The sequence below is a fragment of the Marinobacter sp. UBA2688 genome (genome assembly GCF_002352785.1).
GTDB lineage: Bacteria > Pseudomonadota > Gammaproteobacteria > Pseudomonadales > Oleiphilaceae > Marinobacter > Marinobacter salarius.
Genome location: NZ_DELU01000023.1, coordinates 15,075 through 33,419, shown reverse-complemented (window position 1 = coordinate 33,419; position 18,345 = coordinate 15,075). Strand labels below are relative to the sequence as shown.

13 protein-coding genes are annotated in these 18,345 nt (G+C 58.1%); 6 read left to right on the top strand and 7 right to left on the bottom strand.

Annotated features, from left to right (window positions below; all coding sequences use genetic code 11):
• Positions 1-52 precede the first annotated feature (52 nt).
• The gene (locus B3M52_RS11640) at positions 53-1,888 is read right to left on the bottom strand and encodes a putative bifunctional diguanylate cyclase/phosphodiesterase (protein WP_075195850.1); all 1,836 of its coding nucleotides are present in this window, start codon (positions 1,886-1,888) and stop codon (positions 53-55) included.
• A gap of 306 nt (positions 1,889-2,194) precedes the next feature.
• Between B3M52_RS11640 and B3M52_RS11635 the strand changes: the two genes are divergently transcribed.
• Entirely contained in the window at positions 2,195-4,078 is a 1,884-nt protein-coding gene (locus tag B3M52_RS11635; RefSeq protein ID WP_226909902.1) for a sensor domain-containing diguanylate cyclase, read from the top strand.
• On the opposite strand, the gene B3M52_RS11630 is transcribed toward B3M52_RS11635, so the two are convergent.
• The 3 genes from B3M52_RS11630 to B3M52_RS11620 form a co-directional block, all read right to left on the bottom strand.
• On the bottom strand, positions 4,068-5,534 hold the full coding sequence (locus tag B3M52_RS11630) for an amidase (RefSeq protein WP_227662311.1): 1,467 nt from the start codon (positions 5,532-5,534) through the stop codon (positions 4,068-4,070). The two genes, B3M52_RS11635 and B3M52_RS11630, sit on opposite strands and share 11 nt — an antisense overlap.
• A 140-nt stretch (positions 5,535-5,674) precedes the next feature.
• Complete coding sequence (djlA, locus tag B3M52_RS11625; protein WP_036204533.1) at positions 5,675-6,445, bottom strand: co-chaperone DjlA; 771 nt, start codon at positions 6,443-6,445, stop codon at positions 5,675-5,677.
• Between the two features lie 90 nt (positions 6,446-6,535).
• Entirely contained in the window at positions 6,536-9,403 is a 2,868-nt protein-coding gene (locus tag B3M52_RS11620) for an HD domain-containing phosphohydrolase (RefSeq protein WP_075195848.1), read from the bottom strand.
• Positions 9,404-9,509: 106 nt separating this feature from the next.
• Here B3M52_RS11620 and alkB point away from each other — a divergent pair, with 106 nt between their 5' ends.
• Positions 9,510-10,160, top strand: a complete 651-nt coding sequence (gene alkB / locus B3M52_RS11615; RefSeq protein WP_075195847.1) for a DNA oxidative demethylase AlkB — start codon at positions 9,510-9,512, stop codon at positions 10,158-10,160.
• Here the strand turns inward: alkB and B3M52_RS11610 are convergent.
• Positions 10,130-11,029: a LysR family transcriptional regulator ArgP gene (locus B3M52_RS11610; protein WP_075195846.1), complete on the bottom strand. Its 900-nt coding sequence runs from the start codon at positions 11,027-11,029 to the stop codon at positions 10,130-10,132. The genes alkB and B3M52_RS11610 overlap by 31 nt on opposite strands.
• A gap of 83 nt (positions 11,030-11,112) precedes the next feature.
• Here B3M52_RS11610 and B3M52_RS11605 point away from each other — a divergent pair, with 83 nt between their 5' ends.
• The 4 genes from B3M52_RS11605 (at position 11,113) to B3M52_RS11590 (ending at position 15,984) form a co-directional block, all read left to right on the top strand.
• Positions 11,113-11,733, top strand: a complete 621-nt coding sequence (locus B3M52_RS11605) for a LysE/ArgO family amino acid transporter (protein WP_007151886.1) — start codon at positions 11,113-11,115, stop codon at positions 11,731-11,733.
• Between the two features lie 246 nt (positions 11,734-11,979).
• Positions 11,980-13,467 (top strand): SulP family inorganic anion transporter, encoded by a 1,488-nt coding sequence (locus tag B3M52_RS11600; RefSeq protein WP_036204539.1) that lies wholly within the window; start codon positions 11,980-11,982, stop codon positions 13,465-13,467.
• Between the two features lies 1 nt (position 13,468).
• Entirely contained in the window at positions 13,469-14,395 is a 927-nt protein-coding gene (locus B3M52_RS11595; RefSeq protein ID WP_075195845.1) for a universal stress protein, read from the top strand.
• Positions 14,395-15,984: a phospholipase D family protein gene (locus B3M52_RS11590; RefSeq protein ID WP_226909901.1), complete on the top strand. Its 1,590-nt coding sequence runs from the start codon at positions 14,395-14,397 to the stop codon at positions 15,982-15,984. Before B3M52_RS11595 ends, B3M52_RS11590 begins: the two co-directional genes overlap by 1 nt.
• 20 nt (positions 15,985-16,004) lie before the next feature.
• Here B3M52_RS11590 and B3M52_RS11585 read toward each other — a convergent pair whose 3' ends face one another.
• Complete coding sequence (locus tag B3M52_RS11585) at positions 16,005-17,189, bottom strand: NAD(P)/FAD-dependent oxidoreductase (protein WP_075195844.1); 1,185 nt, start codon at positions 17,187-17,189, stop codon at positions 16,005-16,007.
• Between the two features lie 208 nt (positions 17,190-17,397).
• Complete coding sequence (locus B3M52_RS11580; RefSeq protein WP_075195843.1) at positions 17,398-18,207, bottom strand: PhzF family phenazine biosynthesis protein; 810 nt, start codon at positions 18,205-18,207, stop codon at positions 17,398-17,400.
• Positions 18,208-18,345: the final 138 nt, after the last annotated feature.

The following is an 18,345-nucleotide window of genomic DNA, read 5'->3' as shown; positions in this document are numbered from 1 at the left end:
GGCGGGTGTCACAAAAGTTTCATATTATCGATCAGGAACAGCAACTGGTGATTTAGAAGGGAGTGAAATACTGTTCCAACAGAGCTTCAAAGGGCAGAGGCCTGCTGTATCGATAACCCTGCAGGTAATCACAGCCCCGCTGGAAAAGCCATTGTTCATGGGCTTCGGTTTCGACGCCCTCAGCGACGACTGAGAGCCCAAGCCCTCGCGCCAGGCCAATGATCGAGAGGGTAATGGCGCAGTCGTCCTCGTCGTCTGGCAGTTGGCTGATGAAGGAACGGTCAATCTTGATCCGCGAGAAGGGCAGACTCTTGAGGCGGGACAGTGAAGAATAGCCGGTTCCGAAGTCGTCTATGGACAGGCTTGCACCGTCGGCGACCAGCTCTTCCAGAATACTGTTCAGTGAGTTGAAATCCCCTTGAATGGAATCCTCGGTTACCTCGAAATGCAACGCGCTGACCGGCACGCCATATTCATGGCAGGTTTCCCTGATCAGGCTGGGCAGTTCCGGTATCGATACCTGCTCTGCCGCCAGGTTGACGGAAATCTCTGGCAGCGTAATGCCCTGGTTGTGGGCCTGTTGCCAGTGTTCGCATACGCGGCGAAGCACGCACTCCCCCAACGCATACATCAGGCCACCGCTTCTGGCTATCCCCAGAAATTCAATGGGTGACAGCCAACCCCGTTGCGGGTGTTGCCAGCGTACCAGGGCTTCCAGCGACTCCAGTTTCATCCCGGCGGCGCTCATGATGGGTTGATAGAACACCTCCAGGGTGTGGTTGCTGATGGCTGCCCGCAACTCGTTTTCCAGAACGAATCGCGAACGGGCCGTTACCTGGATGCTCGAATCAAAGAAGCACGCCTGGTCCCGGCCCCGCTGCTTGGCGTTGTACATGGCGGCTTCGGCGCCACGCAACAGCTCTTCGGTGGTTTGACAGTCTCCGGGCAAGTGGCAGATGCCCAGGCTTGCGCCAACGGTGATGGAGTGGCCAGTGAGGCGGATGGGCCTGTTGATTTCCTGCCTTATACGCGAGGCGGTCAGTTCCAGAGAGTCCCGCATGGTGTGGTTGCGCACCATGAGGGCGTACTCATCGCCTCCAATCCTGGCCAGTAGATCCTTGCCTGGAACAGAGAGCTTTTTCAGGCGGCGGCCGACTTCGGCAATAACGTTGTCACCCACCTGAGGCCCAAGCCCATCGTTGATGGATTTCAGGCGGTCCACGTCAATCCATATCAGCGCCAGGCTACCAAGCCCTCGTCGTTCTATTTTGTCGGCGAGATGGCCGATACGGTCTCGCAGGGATTCGATGTTTGATAGCCCGGTCAGTGAGTCGTAACGGGTAACGTATTCAAGTGCGCGTTGTGAGTGGAGCCAGGCTTCGTGGGTATTGATCAGGCTGATGGTATCGGCAATAGCGATAACGAAGGATATTTCCGGCAGGGTCCAGTCCCGTTGATGGGTTGATTCCAGGCAAATGACGCCACTGAGCCGGGCACCATCAAATACCGGTGCATCAAGCATCGATAGGATCTTCAAGGGTATAAGGTAGCCCGGCGCGAATGCCCGGGTGCGGGGATCGTTCTGGGCGTCCCGGACAGACAGCACGCGTTCGGTTTCCAAGGCCGAGAAGTACTCCGGGTTGCCGGACTGGTACAGGCTGGATTTGTCACCGGTGGCAGCGTCCGTAGTATGAAGCCACTCGGACTCAATGCGGTCACGTTCCTCCGGAAACTGCCAGACACTGACCCGGTCAACGTTGAGCAGCCTCGCGCAGAGCGCCGTCAGGTCTGCGAGTTTTTGCGGGCGCTTCTTGTCGATAAACGCCGGACTGTGGCTGAGTTCCGTCAGTGCCTTGTGAAAGGTCACGAAGGTGTCCGTATCGTGCATAGTCTCTGGCTGTCAGTTTCGAGGACGATAGTAGGTGTACGACAAGGAGCGGCGTTTGGTCGCTTTGCGCCAGCATTTTTCATTTTTCGACTTTCTCATACTGGCACCCGGCCCCGATACTGTCCACTTTGAAGTCATAAGAGTAGGACATGGGTCGTCACCAGCGTTCGGAAGTACCGCAGTTAGTTAGGCTTTATTGTCTGATTGAGTCATTTTAAAGGCGCCTGCGGCGAAATGCCGGTTTCTGGTTTATGCTGGTAGCGAAAAAACAACAAATTTATTGTCTCTCTTGAACTGGGAATATCTTTGCAAAAGGGTCTGACGCAGATTCTGTTCGCCATTATGCTGTTTGCGCTGCCTGCTCTGGTTTCAGCGGAGCCGGCGGTTTGGGACAGTTATGCCAAGCGGTTGGAGCTTCTCAGGTATGTGGAGTATTGGCAGGAACCCGCCGGCGCCGTTCCCCTGGATTCCGTGAGACAGCTTCCCGAAAGGGAGTGGCAGTCAAACGGAAAAGACAGCGTTAGCCTGGGATACGGTGATAAGGTTTACTGGTTCCGGGTAAATGTTCGCAACCCAGGGGCCGCCACGGCTCCCCTGTTCCTGGAAATCGGGTATCCGGTGTTGGACCATATCGAGGTCTATCTGCTCGAAGATGGCGAGCTTGTAAAACGACAGTTATTGGGTGATAAGCAGCCGTTCTACCAGCGCCCAATCTACCACCGCAATTTTCTTGTCCCGCTCTCCCTTTCACGTGACGACGAGCTCTCCATCTATCTTCGAGTGGACACCACCAGTTCCATGCAGGTGCCCCTGACCCTTTGGGATCAGGATGCTTTCTACGTGGCCGAGCAGGCCCGCAGCCTGTTCGAGGGCATTTACTACGGCATTGTGCTGGTGATGATCCTCTACAACTTGTTTGTGTATATGGCGGTTGGCGAGCGGAGCTTCCTGCATTATGTGGGGTACATTTCGGCCATGCCCCTGTTCCTGGCGAGCCTGCATGGCGTTGCTTTCCAGTATCTCTGGCCGGAGGCTACCTGGTGGAATGACCAGGCGATCACCGTGTTCCTCAATCTGGTCGTGCTGTTTGGCGGCACCTTTAGCCTTCACTTTCTCAATGTGACGTCAGCCAACCACCCGTTTCTCAACAGACTGACGGTGGGGATTGTCGTTATGGCTGGTGTGATGGCAACGGCGGGATTGCTGGTTCCGTATCGACTCTTGATCCTGCCGACCATTCTGCTTGCTTTCCTGGGCTGCACGACCATGCTGGTGCTCAGCATTGTGCGCTGGCTGAAAAAGGACCCCGCAGCGAGGTACTACGCGTTGGCCTGGGTGTTTATGCTTTTCGGAGGGATTGTCCTGGCGCTGAGCAAGTTCACCGTGTTGCCACGCAACCTGCTGACGGAGAACGCAACCCAGGTGGGCTCCGCCATGGGCGTCATTCTGTTATCGATGGCGCTGTCAGACCGGCTCAACAGGGAAAAGAAGCGTGCTTTCGAGGCCCAGCAGCGCCTGTTGCTTGAAGAACGCAAAGCCAGGATGGCTCAGGAAAAGTCCCTTCGTATTCAACAGGAAGCCAATACGTTACTTGAACAGAGAGTACAGGAGCGCACCCGGGACCTCGAGTCGCTCAACGATCAGTTGCGCGAACTCAGTGCCACCGACGCGCTCACCGGGCTCAAGAACCGTGGTCACTTTGACCGTACCTTCAGCTCGGCGGTGGTGAAGGCGTATCGATTTAGTCAGCCATTGTCACTGCTGCTTCTGGATATCGATCATTTCAAGAAGTTCAACGACACACATGGTCATCTGGTCGGCGACGATTGCCTGCAGATGGTGGCCAACTGTATCCGCGACTATGTCACGCGCCCACAGGATTTGGCTGCCCGCTACGGCGGCGAAGAGTTTGTGGTTCTGTTGCCGGATACCCCGAAAGAGGGGGCGCTGAGAGTGGCCGAGAAAATCCGGAGCCGGATTGAGGAAACCGGGTTCCGGGTGTCGGATGAAGTCTTGCACCTGACGGTGAGTATTGGTTTGTGTGCCGTCTGTCCCAGCCAGGCGGATGCCACCAAAGACATCTTCAGTTGGGCCGATGGGGCCCTCTACGAGGCCAAGGGGCGTGGGCGGAATCAGGTCGTCGTCTGCGAGCCCCCCTCCGTTCAGGGAGCGGAACCTGTCATGACCTGATGGGCTGGCTGTCTATCCTGGGCCAGTTCATCGTCTCCTCCAGCAAAAACGCCAGTTCCAGCAGTGTCTGCTCACCCCCGTGCTTACCCATCAGCTGAATAGAAACCGGCAGACCCTGCTCAGTGAGGCTGGCTGGCAGCGAAATGGCGGGTGCGCCGGTGGCGTTGGCCAGTGGCGTAAAGCTGACGTATTGGGTCAGGCGGTCGAACAGGGTATCAAAGTCGACCGTGGGGCTCAGGTAGCCGATTTCGGGCGTGGTGTGACCCAGTACCGGAGTGAGAATGGCATCGTAACTGGCCATGGTGCGAGCGTAGTCCTGATACGACCGGTGCAGGCGCCAGAGTGCCGCCGGTAATTTGTAGAACTGCCTCCGGAAGGCTTTGTCCAGCCCAAGGGTTAGCCCGTCCAGCTGTGACTTGTCAAAACTAGGGTGAATCAACCGCTTGCCATTTGCGCGCACACCAAAGGCCAGCATTCCCCAATAGAGCGCAAAATCATCAGGGAAAGATGAGGCAACGGGAACTCCTACCGGTTCCACCTTGTGGCCAAGCTTTTCGAGTAGTTGTGCTGTATTTTCAACGGCTGCGCGGGTCTGACTGTCGGTGGCGTGACCGTTGATGGAGTCGGTCACCAGGCCAATACGGAGTGAGCGTGTGGCGGGGCGCTCTACCTTTCCTATGGCCGGGAGTTTCGGGTTTCGGAAAAAGCGTTCCGCTCCGTGATAGAAGTTGGCGGTATCCCTGACCGTGCGCGTTACCACACCATCACTGACGATATTGATGGGGAGTGTTTTAGCCGCATCGTTGTCGATCAGCCGTCCCCGGGTAGGTTTCAACCCCACCAGCCCACAACAGGCGGCTGGAATGCGGATGGAGCCACCGCCATCGTTGGCGTGTGCGATGGGGATGACACCTGCGGCAACCAGCGCCGCGGAACCTCCTGATGAAGCACCGGTGGAATATTGAAGGTGCCAGGGGTTGCGGCTTGGGGTGTCATGGGCGGGTTCGGTGGTTGCATTGAAGCCGAACTCAGGCAGGGTGCTTTTGCCAAAACACACCAGGCCCTGGGCCAGCAACTGACGGGCGAAAGGGCTGGTTTCGTCGGCCGGGTGGGAATGGATGGCCGCAGTGCCATGGGAGGTGGGGAATCCCTTCACCTCGGTGTTGTCTTTGATCACCGTGGGAACGCCCGCAAAGATGCCAGGCACCGTTTTTGCAGCCGGAGTTTTATTTGCGATCATGCCGGCACCGTCGTCCGGAATGGGGGTAACCAGGCCATGGATAAAGGGTTCGGCTATTCGCGCCCGGGCCAGGGTAGCCTGGAGGACTTCGCCGGCTGATACGTCGCCGTTGTGAATCAGTTCGGCCAGCCCGGTGGCGTCGTGCCGGCCCAGCAGATCGTCACTGAACGTGTGCATTGATTGCGGGTGGGGTTGCAACGGATGTTGGGCGGTCAAAGCAGATACTCCGTGTTGTTTTCGGGACTGTATCCACTGTATATAAAACCTAAACGTGACGATATGTCATATCAGGAAATTGCATCGCGGCGCACGACAAGTAGAGGGGATGTAAGTAAAGGCCCTCGCCGGGCCTTTCGTTAGTTGCGGGCGTCCTTTATTACGTCGTAGGCGTGGCTGATCTCACGGGTGCGCTCTTCTGCCATTTCCCGCATGCTTTCCGGCAGGCCGCGCCCAGCCAGTTTGTCCGGATGATTCTCGCTCATCAGTTTGCGGTAGGCTTTCTTGATCTCGGCGTCGCTGGCGGAGGGCGACACCCCGAGAACCTTATAGGCATCGTCGATCTGGCTGGCGGACGATGGTTGGCCAGACGCACCTGCCTGGCCGGCGTGAGCGCCCCTCAACATGGCTTCCAACTGGTCTACCTGGGCCTCGGGCAGTCCCAGCCCCCGGGCAATACGCACCAGCATCTCATGTTCGGCCGGGTGGACCACACCATCGGCGGCAACGGCAGACACCTGTACCTGAAGGAACATCTGCAGTAATGCGGGCTGGCGGCCACTCACCCGCAGGAAGTGTTGCAGTTCCGCATCCAGGTCGAAGTCATTGGCCTTGCCACGGTTGAAGGCAGCCTTGGCGCGCTCCCGGTGTTCGCCGGAGAGACGAAACCGATCGAACAGGCGTTCCGCCACCTGGATCTCATCGCGAGTGACAACGCCATCGGCTTTACACAGGGCGCCCATCACCGCAAACACGGATTCCAGGAAGTCCGTCTGCACATTGCGCAGTTTTTGCCACAGACGGCTCTTGATGTATCGGGTCAACAGTACGCCTGCCACAGCGCCAATCAGAAGGCCGGGAAAGCGGCCAAACAGGTAGCCGATCAAACCGCCGATAAACAGGCCGAACATGTCAGTGTCCTTTTCAAGTGTTTAAAACTGCGCAAAGTATACGGGTTTCGGCGAAGAATTCGAAAATAACCCGTCGCGATGGAGGAATGTTCATGTCAGAAAGCGTTCTTCATTCACGGCGTCGATTTGTTCCGGACGCAGGTGTTGCTCTGCGTATCGGCGGTAGATACCTGTCTGGACGAACAACTGGAACACCGCCCGGTCGATGTGTCCGTCATTCACCATTCTCTGCATGATGGTCAGGGATTCGGTCAGTGTCTTGCCCTCCTTGTAGGGGCGGTCCACGGCGGTCAGCGCCTCGAAAATATCCGCCACCGCCATGATCCGCTCGGGAATGCCCATGTCGTCTGCGTTCAGCCGGCAGGGGTAACCTTGTCCATCCATGCGTTCATGGTGGGTGCCTGCCAGGTGGGGCACGTTCGCAAGTCTGTCAGGTAGGGGCAGGGCGTCCAGCATGCAGATGGTCTGTACGATGTGGTCGTTGATCCGGAAGCGTTCCTCGGGGGTCAGGGTTCCTTTTGCCACGGTCAGGTTGTGGAGCTCACCCTGATTAACGGCATGTTCTGGAAGTGTCATGTCGAATCCCCACCGGTTCCGTGGGTCGTCTTTGGTGACGGGCGGTTTGTGCGCACCCCAGGGACGAAGGTGGCCGGGTTTGTCTGCCAGCAGAGGTTCTGTAGCAGGTGGCGTCTGCTCCGGTGTGCCAGTCAAAACCTGCTTTTCGTCGCCGGACAATCCCAGCCTGTCACTGAAATGACGCACCCAGGTGCGTTGGCCGATCTGTCGGATGTGCTCTATGTCGTCCTCCGACATGAATTCGCCACCAGTGTTGGCGTTGGCGACTGCGCGAAAGGCTTCCTGCAGCTCTTCCTGTTCCCGATCCCGGTCGGTTTCCGCCTGCTGAGAACTCTCGCCAGCCAGTTGCCTTTTCAGGCACCGAATCTCCGCATCCCGATGCAGAACTTCAAAGCGGGTGCGAATCTCATGGATGCGGTTGTAGATCGTTTCCAGTTTGACGGCCTTGTCCACCACATGCTCGGGGCTGGTGATCTTTCCACAGTCGTGAAGCCACGCTGCCAGGTGGAACTCGTAGCGCTCGTCGTCGTTCATGGTGAAGTTGGCAAAGGGTTCTGCGGGGCTCTGGATAGCTTCATCGACCATCATCTGGGCGAGTTTTGGTACGCGGTCGCAGTGGCCACCCGTATACGGTGACTTGGCATCAATGGCGTTGGCAACCAGGCGAATGATGCCCTCAAGCAACGCCTGCTGGCTTTCAATCAGTTCACGGGTTTCGATCGCAACGGCGGCGGAGCCGGCGATCTCATCGACGAATACGATCAGGTCGTCGCTAAGGTGGGTGTGCTCACCATGCTCCATTTCGATAACGAGGGCCCCAATCAACTGTTTGCGCCGGTTTCTGAGAATGGCGAATACCGGATGGCCGGAAAGGGCGTTACGGAGCGCCCTTATCACGTCGTTGTCGTCGTCCTTGGCGTTGACGCCGGTGATGGTCTCCGGCGGGTGTATGCCACAGTCCACGGCTAGCGAGAGCTCGCTGTTTTGGCGGCTCATCAGGTAGATGGCGCCCCGGGTCTGTCCGAGAATGTGCACGATCTGTTGGAGGATATCCTGCAAAAGACTATCCAGGTCCTGGCCCCGATTGAGTGCGGTGGCAATACTTTGGAAGCTGCGGATCGTACTGGCCATATCGTCCAGGGCGACGCTGAGTTGACGCGCTTCGCGAATATGGGAATCAACGGAAATGGGCGTATCGAAACGAAAACGGGAGAGTGCCCCCACCCGGCGTGTCAGTAATTCCAGCGGCCTGCCCACACGACGGCCCAGGAACCAGCCGATGATCAGCAATAAAAGTGCAATGGCACTTGCAAGGATAGTCTGACGGGTCAGGGCCGCCCAGACATCGGCCAATAGTTCGTCGGCGGGAATGGCCACGGCAATTTTCAGATTCTCCTGATTCAGGGAATCAAGGGGCTCGGTCATGCCGTACCAGTCGCGGTTTTCGGTGGTAAAGCGGTTTACCAATTCACTCGTGGCTTGCATGCCATCGCGTTCCAGGACGGCGTTGATGGCTCCGTCACTCAGCCCCTGTGGCTTTGCTGTGGTGGATGTTGTCCCGCTGTTGGTGGTATCAGGCCCTGTGTAGGCCAGGGGGGAACCCTCGGCATTGACGATGGCAATGCGGGTGCCGGGCGTCTGCCGCAGTTCGGCTAGCTGCGTGCTCAGGTCGGTGACAGTTACGTCGATGCCAAACACGGTGTTGCTGTCCATGCCCTTCGCAATGGCTTGCCGCCGGGAAAGGGTCAAACCGGTTTCACCCGTGGTAAAGAAAACATAGGGCGCGGTCAGTTCCGTCGTACCGGAGGCATTAGCGAGCTCGTACCAGCCACGATCTCTGGGATCAAAGCGGTAGTCGGATGGTGTGCGGCGCTCAAGAAGGGTGCGGTTGGCATCGTAGAAGTGCCACATGGGTTGCGGCCTTCCATCCTCGGCCCTGGTGATGGACTGGAGCAGGTATTGCGCATTGGTGGGTGCGTCAGGAAACTGCATGGCACCGGAGCTGCGTATCTTGCGTAGCAGGAAAAAATCGCCGTTGTCATAGCCAGCGTAAACGGCACTGACGATGTCGCTGCTATCTAGAATGTCGGCGATAACCGGCAGCCTGACCAGGCGTTGTTGCAATGTATCGGCGACGGCCAAAGGGTCATGGCTGAGGACCGCGAGGGCGGTTGACGGCGGGCCAGTGATGGTGCGGATACGGTCATCCACACTGACGGCAAGCTGGCGGGCCGTGGCACTGGCGGCGGTTATCTTGGCACTTTCCATGCCGCGAAAGCTTTGCCCGACCAGTACAATGGTGAGTGCCAGCATGCCGAGGGTGATTGTAGAGGCAATCAGAAAGGCAAGCGATACCTGTGCTGTCTGGCGGTTCCGACGCATGGTTCATCCTTAAACGGTGGTCTGGCGTAGCGAAGAGCATGGGACTGCACTGCCCTAAGGGTAGACGTTAAACTCCCGGTTTTCCTGATCATACGGTGAATGCGTAATGACCATGGATTTGTTCGAGTCATCTTCATCAGAGCCTTGGGTTGAGCCGCTCTGCGACGGGGCAGTTGTCCTTCGCCGTTTTGCCCGGGCCGAGGCCAGCGGATTGCTGGAAGCGATTTCAGGCGTGGCGGAACAGGCTCAGTTTCGGCAAATGCAGACACCCGGTGGCCACACCATGTCGGTGGCGATGACTTGTTGCGGAGACTGGGGCTGGGTGACGGATGCGCAGGGCTACCGGTATCAGCGAACCGATCCGCTTTCGGGGGAACCCTGGCCGTTGATGCCGGCCGTGTTTCGGTCCCTGGCGGTGAAGGCAGCAAGCGCGGGGGGCTACTCGGGGTTCGAACCGGACGCCTGCCTGGTGAACCGCTATGCACCTGGCGCCAAAATGGGGCTCCACCAGGACAAAGACGAGGACGACTTCGGTCAGCCGATCGTTTCTGTGTCCCTGGGCACGCCGGCGATGTTTCAGTTCGGAGGCGCCCGGCGCAGTGACCGGCCACAGCGAGTGCCCCTTGAGCATGGTGATGTTGTGGTCTGGGGCGGCCCGGCGAGGCTCCGCTACCATGGTGTGCTAACGCTCAAGCAGGCACAGCATTCGCTGACGGGCGCCTGCCGTTACAACCTGACGTTTCGCCGTGCGCGGTAATGGTGGGTGATGGCACCCTCAAGCGTGGTGGTTAAACGCTGTAGCAACTCCCCGCTGTGTCGCCAGAAGTGCCAGTAGAGTGGCACTTTCAGCTCATGACCCGGTGCAAGGTTGACCAGGCCCCCATTGTCCAGCCAATGACTGGCCTGGATTTGCGGAATCATGCCGTAGCCCATGCCGGCCCTGGCAAGCTGGACGAAACCTTCGGAGGAGGGGCACAAATGGTAGGGGAAACGGCCGTGGTAGCCACAGCCGGCCATGAATCGGTGCTGTAGCTGGTCGTTGGGGCCAAATACAATAGCCGGAGAGGTGGCGAAAGCTTCTGGTGTGATGCCATCCGGAAAAAACTGGCGAACATACTGTGGGGTCGCCAGCGGCATGTAGGTCATTTCCCCCAGTGCCACGCAACGCCCGCCAGCAATGGGCTGGCTGCTGCTGCACAGACAGGCGGCTACATCGCCATCGCGCATTCGCTTCAGGCCTACGTCCTGGTCCTCAATCACCAGATCGAGCAATAAACCCTCCCGGCTGCAGAACTCCCCAACCACAGCGGCCCACCAGGTGGCCAGGCTGTCGGCGTTGATAGCGATACGCAGGCGGGTGGTGTCCTCGGCAAGGGCGGGGATGGTTTTGCGCAGGTCCCTTTCCAGAAGCTGTACCTGCTGGAAGTGGTTCAGCAGCTTGTTTCCGGCCGGCGTTGCCTGCAGTTCCGGGTGCCGGACCAGAACCGGCTGGCCCAGGCGTACTTCAAGTGACTTGATGCGTTGTGATACGGCGGATTGCGTAAGCCCGAGGTTCTCCCCGGCACGCTCAAACCCACCGTTCTCGATCACCGCGGCAAGTGCCTGCAGAAGCTTGTAATCCAACATAAGAAATATTCATGGGATATAAGGTTTATGATTTTTAAGTATAGCCCTTACCCCTTAAGCTTCCAGCAAATTCGGAGGGAAATATGCTGACAAGTTATCTGACAGGGCTGCTGGTGTGCGGCGGCATCATCATTGCGATTGGCGCTCAAAACGCCTACATCCTGGGGCAGGCGATTCGCCGGGAACATCACTGGTATTGCGCCGGCATTTGCATGACGGCGGATATCTTGCTGTTCACGGCAGGCATGTTCGGCGTTAACGCCGCGTTGATGGCCGTGCCTGAAGCGCTGGACGTGATGCGCTGGTTGGGTGTGGCGTTCCTCAGCTGGCTGGCGTTGCTGGCCTTCGCTCGTGCTGCGAAAGGACGTGATGCCCTGGATGCCAGGAAAGCGGATGTTTCGAGCCTGCGGACCGTGGTGTTGACCACCCTGGCGGTAACGCTGCTGAATCCCCAGGTGTATCTGGATACCTTGTTGCTGATCCCTGCCATCGGCGCGCAACAGGCCAGCCCGCTGGTGTTTGTGGCCGGCGCCAGCAGTGCGTCTGTCATGTGGTTCTGCCTGCTGGCGTTCGGCGGGGCGGCGCTTTCCCCCTGGTTGTCGAGCCCTATGTCCTGGCGGTTCATTGATGGCGCCATTGGTTCCATGATGGCGATCATTGCCTTTCACCTCGCCAGCAACGGCCTGTCCGGACCGGTGGCGTAAACAGGGCCCGGTCTCCGGGCCCGCCGGTTACTTTTCCAGCACCGTTCTGGTATGCTTCGCCGCCTTTAATTCGCAGCTTATGAACGTACCTTAATGAACGTCCCCACGACAGTTACGACGATCACTCCGCCCTAGCGTCCTGTGCTCCCAGGTTTACGTCCTGATTGAACTCCGGTAGTCACATCATGAGGACTACAACCGGTTTTTACGTCCCGAATTTGTCCTCTCTGACTGGATACCAACGATATGGTGAACAAGCTTAAGGCCGACTGGCTTTCCAATATACGCGGCGATTTGCTTGCCGGCATTGTGGTGGCGCTGGCGTTGATTCCCGAAGCCATCGCTTTTTCCATTATCGCCGGTGTGGACCCGAAAGTGGGTCTGTATGCCTCGTTCTGTATTGCTGTGGTGATTGCCTTCGTCGGTGGCCGCCCCGGTATGATCTCCGCCGCGACAGGCGCTATGGCGCTGTTGATGGTGACTCTTGTAAAGGAGCACGGCCTGGAGTATCTGCTTGCAGCTACGCTGCTGACCGGGTTGCTGCAGATCGGCGCTGGCTATCTGAAACTCGGCGGCCTGATGCGCTTTGTGTCCCGTTCCGTGGTGACCGGGTTTGTGAACGCGCTGGCTATCCTGATCTTTATGGCGCAGTTGCCAGAACTGACTAATGTCACCTGGCACGTTTATGCGATGACCGCTGCCGGACTGGGTATCATTTACCTGTTTCCACTGGTGCCGGTCGTCGGCCGCATACTGCCATCGCCGTTGATCTGTATTGTCTCGCTGACCATCGTCGCGATGGTCTACAACATCGATATCCGCACGGTCGGTGATATGGGGCAACTGCCGGATACGCTTCCGATTTTCCTGTGGCCAGACGTGCCGCTGAACCTTGAAACCCTGATGATCATCCTGCCTTACTCCGTCGGTCTGGCCATTGTTGGCCTTCTGGAATCCATGATGACCGCCACCATTGTGGACGACCTCACGGACACAACCAGTGACCGTAACCGGGAGTGCAAAGGGCAGGGCGTTGCCAATATTGGCTCTGGCCTGCTGGGTGGCATGGCTGGTTGCGCGATGATTGGCCAGTCCATTATCAACATCAAATCCGGCGGCCGAACCCGGCTTTCCACGCTGACAGCGGGTGTATTCCTGCTGGTTCTCGTGCTGGTGCTGGACCAGTGGCTGGTACAGATTCCAATGGCGGCCCTCGTAGCCGTGATGATCATGGTGTCCATCGGTACCTTCAGTTGGGCGTCGATCAAGAACCTGAAAGAGCATCCCCTGTCCACCAACATTGTGATGGTGGTGACCGTTATTGTCGTCGTCGCCACGCACAACCTGGCCTTCGGCGTGCTGGCAGGCGTGCTTCTGGCGGCCCTGTTCTTCGCCAACAAGGTGGGCCATTACATGCTGGTGACGTCCGACTTTGACGAAGCGACTGACACCCGCACCTACAACGTTGTCGGACAGGTGTTCTTCAGTTCCTCGGAAAAATTCACGGAATCCTTTGATTTCAAGGAAGCAGTGGATAATGTGGTGATTGACCTGACCCGGGCGCACTTCTGGGACATTACGGCAGTGGGCGCTCTGGACAAGGCCGTTATCAAGTTCCGTCGCGAAGGTGCGGAGGTGGAGATCATCGGCCTGAATGAAGCCAGTGCCACCATTGTTGACCGCTTTGGAGTGCACGATAAACCCGACGCCGTTGACCAGTTGATGGCGCACTGATATGACACAAGCCAAGGAATTCAACGACGTAACCGGTCAGAATAACAACCACAAGGATCACCAAGGCGAGGTTGAAATGCTACGAGTAGTTGCCTGTATCGACGGCTCCCGGGCTGCACCGGCGGTGTGTGATTACGCTGCCTGGGCCAGCAAGCACATGGAAACCCCGATGACTCTGCTGCACGTCCTCGATGAGGAACGCTATCCAACAGAGCCGGACCTGGCTGGCAGCATCGGCTTGGGAAGCCGTGAACAGCTGATGGATGAGCTTGCCGAGCTTGACCGCAAGCGTTCCAAGCTGGCCCTGGAACACGGCCATCACATGCTCGATGAGGCTGAACACCGGGTGAAGGAACAGGGCATTGACGACGTGATCAAGCGCCAGCGCCATGGGGATCTGACGGAATCCCTGCTGGCCCTGGAAAACCAGACCCGTCTGCTGGTCATGGGGCTGCACGGTGAGAGCAGTTCAGACCGTGACGTACATGTGGGCAGCCAACTGGAAACGGTGATTCGTAGTGTCCACCGCCCGATTCTTCTGGTTCCGGACGAGTACGAGCAGCCAAAGAGCGCCATGCTGGCTTTTGACGGCAGCGCCACGGCGTTCAAGGGCGTGGAACTTCTGGCGGGTAGCCCGGTACTGAAAAGCATGCCGATTCATCTGGTGATGATTGGAGCGGACACCAATGACCGCTGGGAACAGCTCAAGAAAGCAGAGAAGATGCTGGGTGACCTTGGCTCCGACATCACCATCGCGATCCGTGGCGGGGATGTAGAGCCAACCCTTCACGCCTACCAGGAAGAACACGACATCGACATCCTGGTAATGGGTGCCTATGGTCATTCACGAATTCGGCAGTTCCTGGTGGGAAGCACCACAACCACCATGCTGAAAACCGCGAAAAAGCCGCTGGTGATCCTGCGCTAATGCTGAACCAGCGGCGCTCTGTTGCCGGGCTGATGTCGGCACGCTACTCTCTGTCAGGGCTGCTAGTGCTGCTAGTGCTGCTAGTGTTGCTGACAGGCTGTGCCGGCAGTTTACCGCCGGCCACTCATTCCGGAGCCGAAACCGCCGTGCTGACTGACGACAGTTTCCTTTCCAGCCAGTCCCGGCAACGGCTGGCTGATGCGAACGGTCAATCCGGTTATTACCTGCTGGATTCTGGTCAGGACGCCTTCCTGTACCGAGCCGCTATGATTGAGGCGGCTGAACACCGTATTGATGCCCAGTACTACATCTGGAATCGTGATGACTCCGGACTGCACCTGGCCGGCCGGCTGTTACTCGCAGCGGACCGTGGTGTTCAGGTCCGGCTGCTGCTGGATGACTTTAACGCCGAGGGGATCGGCGAATTGTTTGCTTCCCTGGATACCCACCCGAATATTCATATTCGCATCTTCAACCCAGCCAGAAACCGCAGTGGCTGGGGCCGATGGGTATCGTTCCTGATGGATTTCCAGCGAATAAACCGCCGAATGCACAACAAGACATTTGTGGTGGACGGGACTGCGGGCATTGTCGGTGGTCGCAACATTGGTGATGAATATTTCGGCTTCGATGAGAGCCGCTATTTCAGGGATCGCGATGTCCTTGCCCTGGGGCCGGTGGTTGAGGGTATGGCGGATAATTTCCAGGCGTACTGGAGCAGCCCCTGGGCTTACCCCGCATCCGATCTATACACATCCATGCCTACTGGCGCGGAGTTGGCCGAGACGCTGGAGGGGCTTCGGCAGCAGGCCATCGCACAACCCCGACTTCCCATCTCTGCCCCCACCGGGGCGGAACAGGGCAGGTCTGAACTGACCAGCGTGTTCAGCCGAATGACGATTGCTCAGGGGGAACTGGTGTTTGACCCTCCCCCTGAACATATGGACGCGCCATCCGAGACACCCAAACGCAGCGCACTGGCGTTGCAACGCCTGGCGCAGACAGCCACCCGGGAAATCCTGATCGAGTCCGCCTACCTCATTCTTGCCAGGGAACAGTTGCAGGCCCTGGGGGCCAGCGAGCGCCCGCAACTGGAGGTTGCCGCGCTGACCAACTCACTGGCTTCCAATGATCTGGTCACCAACCATGCCGGTTATGCCCGCTGGCGTCCCTACATGCTGGAGCAGGGCATAGACATCTACGAACTCAAGCCCGATGCCGAGGCCTGCCGGCAATGGCTGAGTGACGACGCCTTCTGCGCCACGGGCGAGGTCAGCCTGCACTCCAAATCAGTGGTTTTTGATCGCAGCACCCTGGTGGTGGGGTCCTTCAACGTTAACCTCCGCTCCATCTACCTCAACGGTGAAACCGTATTGATTATCCACAGTGCCGACCTGGCAGAGCGTGTGGCGGAGGATGTACGGCTGACCATGGCGCCCGGCAATAGCTGGGAGGTGGCTCTGGACGAGGACGGAGATCTCCAGTGGCGCAGCGGTGAGGCGGTATATGGCAGTGAGCCGACCGTCCATTGGTGGCGCCGGGCGAAGTCCGGGTTCTTGTCGTGGTTGCCTATCGAGAAGTACCTTTAGTCTGGGCTTTGCCCGGGGTGTCAGGCAGCGCTCCCTGCTGCCACGCCCGACGCCCAGGCCCATTGAAAATTATGCCCACCAAGATGGCCCGTCACATCCACCACTTCGCCAATAAAATACAGGTCTGGTCTGTCCATTACCGCCATGGTTTTTGATGACAGCTGGCGGGTATCCACGCCACCCAGGGTTACTTCGGCCGTTCGATAGCCTTCGGTGCCGGCAGGTTTGATGGTCCATTGATCCAGGGCGCGGGCCACCTGTTCTATGTCGCTGTTCTTATAGCCCTGCAGTGGGCCGGCCCAGCCGTGAACGTCGTTCAGGGCCTGGGCGAAGCGTTTGGGCAGGTGTTGCGCAAGGTACTGGGCCACCGTGGATTGCGGTTTTGATTTCCGTAGGTCGTGCAGGTCCTGTTCTACGTTGGTGGCGGGCAGCATGTTGACGCTCAGGCTGTCGCCGGGGTGCCAGAAGCTGGAAATCTGCAGCATCGAAGGGCCACTGAGCCCGCGGTGGGTGACCAGCATCGGTTCGCGGAAATGTTCGTTGTTGCAATGCACATCCACAGGGCAACTGACGCCGGATAGGGGCGCCAACTGTTCCTTCAGCTCCGGGTGCAGGGTGAAGGGCACCAACCCTGCCCGGGTGGGCAGTACGGCAAGCCCGAACTGTTTCGCAATATCGTAGCCAAAGCCGGTTGCGCCCATGGTGGGGATGGACAGCCCACCGCAGGCGATGACCAGGGATTCGCAGGTCAGGGTACCGCTGCTGGTTTGTAGCTGATAGCCGTGATCGACACCGCTGATTGTTTTAACGCTTGTCTTGAGCCGCACTTCCGCGCCAGCCCATTCGCATTCGGTGAGCAGCATATTGAGTATTTCCTTGCTGCTGTCCTTGCAGAATAGCTGCCCGGCGGCCTTCTCCTCGTGCTCGATGCCGTGGCGTTCCACCAGATCCAGGAAATGCTGGGGGGTGTAGCGTTTCAGGGCGGAGATGCAGTAGTGGGGATTGTCCGAGAGGAAGTTCGCCGGCGTGCTGTTGAGGTTGGTGAAGTTGCAACGGCCACCGCCGGACATAAGGATCTTCTTGCCGGGTTTGTTGGCGTGGTCGATCACCAGCACGCTACGGCCGCGGTAGCCTGCAGTTAGAGCGCACATCAGGCCTGCGGCGCCGGCGCCTATGATGATGACGTCGTAGCTCGCCGTGTTCATCTGATGTTGTCCCGCTGCAGGCCTACGGAGTTCCGGCACGGGTTGAGGGCGGTCAGGGATACGCGGTGAATGCGTCCCTGTACGCTCGACAAAAACATCCCTGTTTTTGACGATCCCTGACAGCTCTCAACCCGCGCCTTGCCAAACATCTGTGCTTGTACCGCCCCGCATGTATTAGTTGGGCGCAGTATACATTTTTGCGGAGACGTTAGGGCAGTTGCACGGAACCTTCCATATAAAACGCCGCCTGGCCCGCAATGGCGACGCGGTCGCCCTTCAGTTCACATCGCAGAACGCCGCCCCTTGCAGACACCTGGTGTGCCAACAGATGATTCTTGCCGAGTTTTTCGGCCCAATAGGGCACCAGAATACTGTGGATTGAGCCGGTGACCGGGTCTTCATCAATGCCGCCGCCGGGGGCGAAGTAACGGCTGACGAAGTCGCAGTCATTGCCAGGCGCAGTGATGATGACGCCCAGATTACCAAGTTCCTTGAGCTTGCGGATGTCCGGCTGCGCAGTTTTTACTGCCGCTTCGTCTCCGAGGACGATGAGGTAATTGGTGTCTTTGGGGACAAAGAACGAAGTGTTCGGGCAGCCTTCCAGGGCTTCCAGAATCAGGCTGGGTGTCGGGCGTTCCTCAAAGCCCAGATTGGGGAAATCCAGCTCCAGCCAGCCGTCGTCGGTCTGTTTCACTCCCAGGGGCCCGCTTTTGGACTGGAATCGGATTTGCCCCTTTTTCCAGTCGAGCTTGTTGAATAGGACCCAGGCGCTGGCGAGGGTGGCGTGACCGCATAGCGGCACTTCAATGCCTGGGGTGAACCAGCGTATGTGGAAGTCTTCGTCCGCTTCCTTGGGTAAGGGCACCAGAAAGGCTGTTTCCGAGAGGTTATTTTCCAGTGCCAGTTTCTGCATGGCGTCGTCCGGCAGCCACTCTTCAAGCGGCATGACGGCCGCGGGATTGCCGCTAAAAACCTGACTGGCGAAGGCGTCGACCTGATATATCGGTAGTGTTTTCATTCCCTTTCCTTTCGCGAGATTCGATGGATGATAGCCAGAGTCACCATTCTCCGTTTATGCAGACAACCATAACAGATTCAGATATTGTGATTTTGGACCGGTACAGGCCTTTCTATGTGACATCTGTACTGGTGAGAA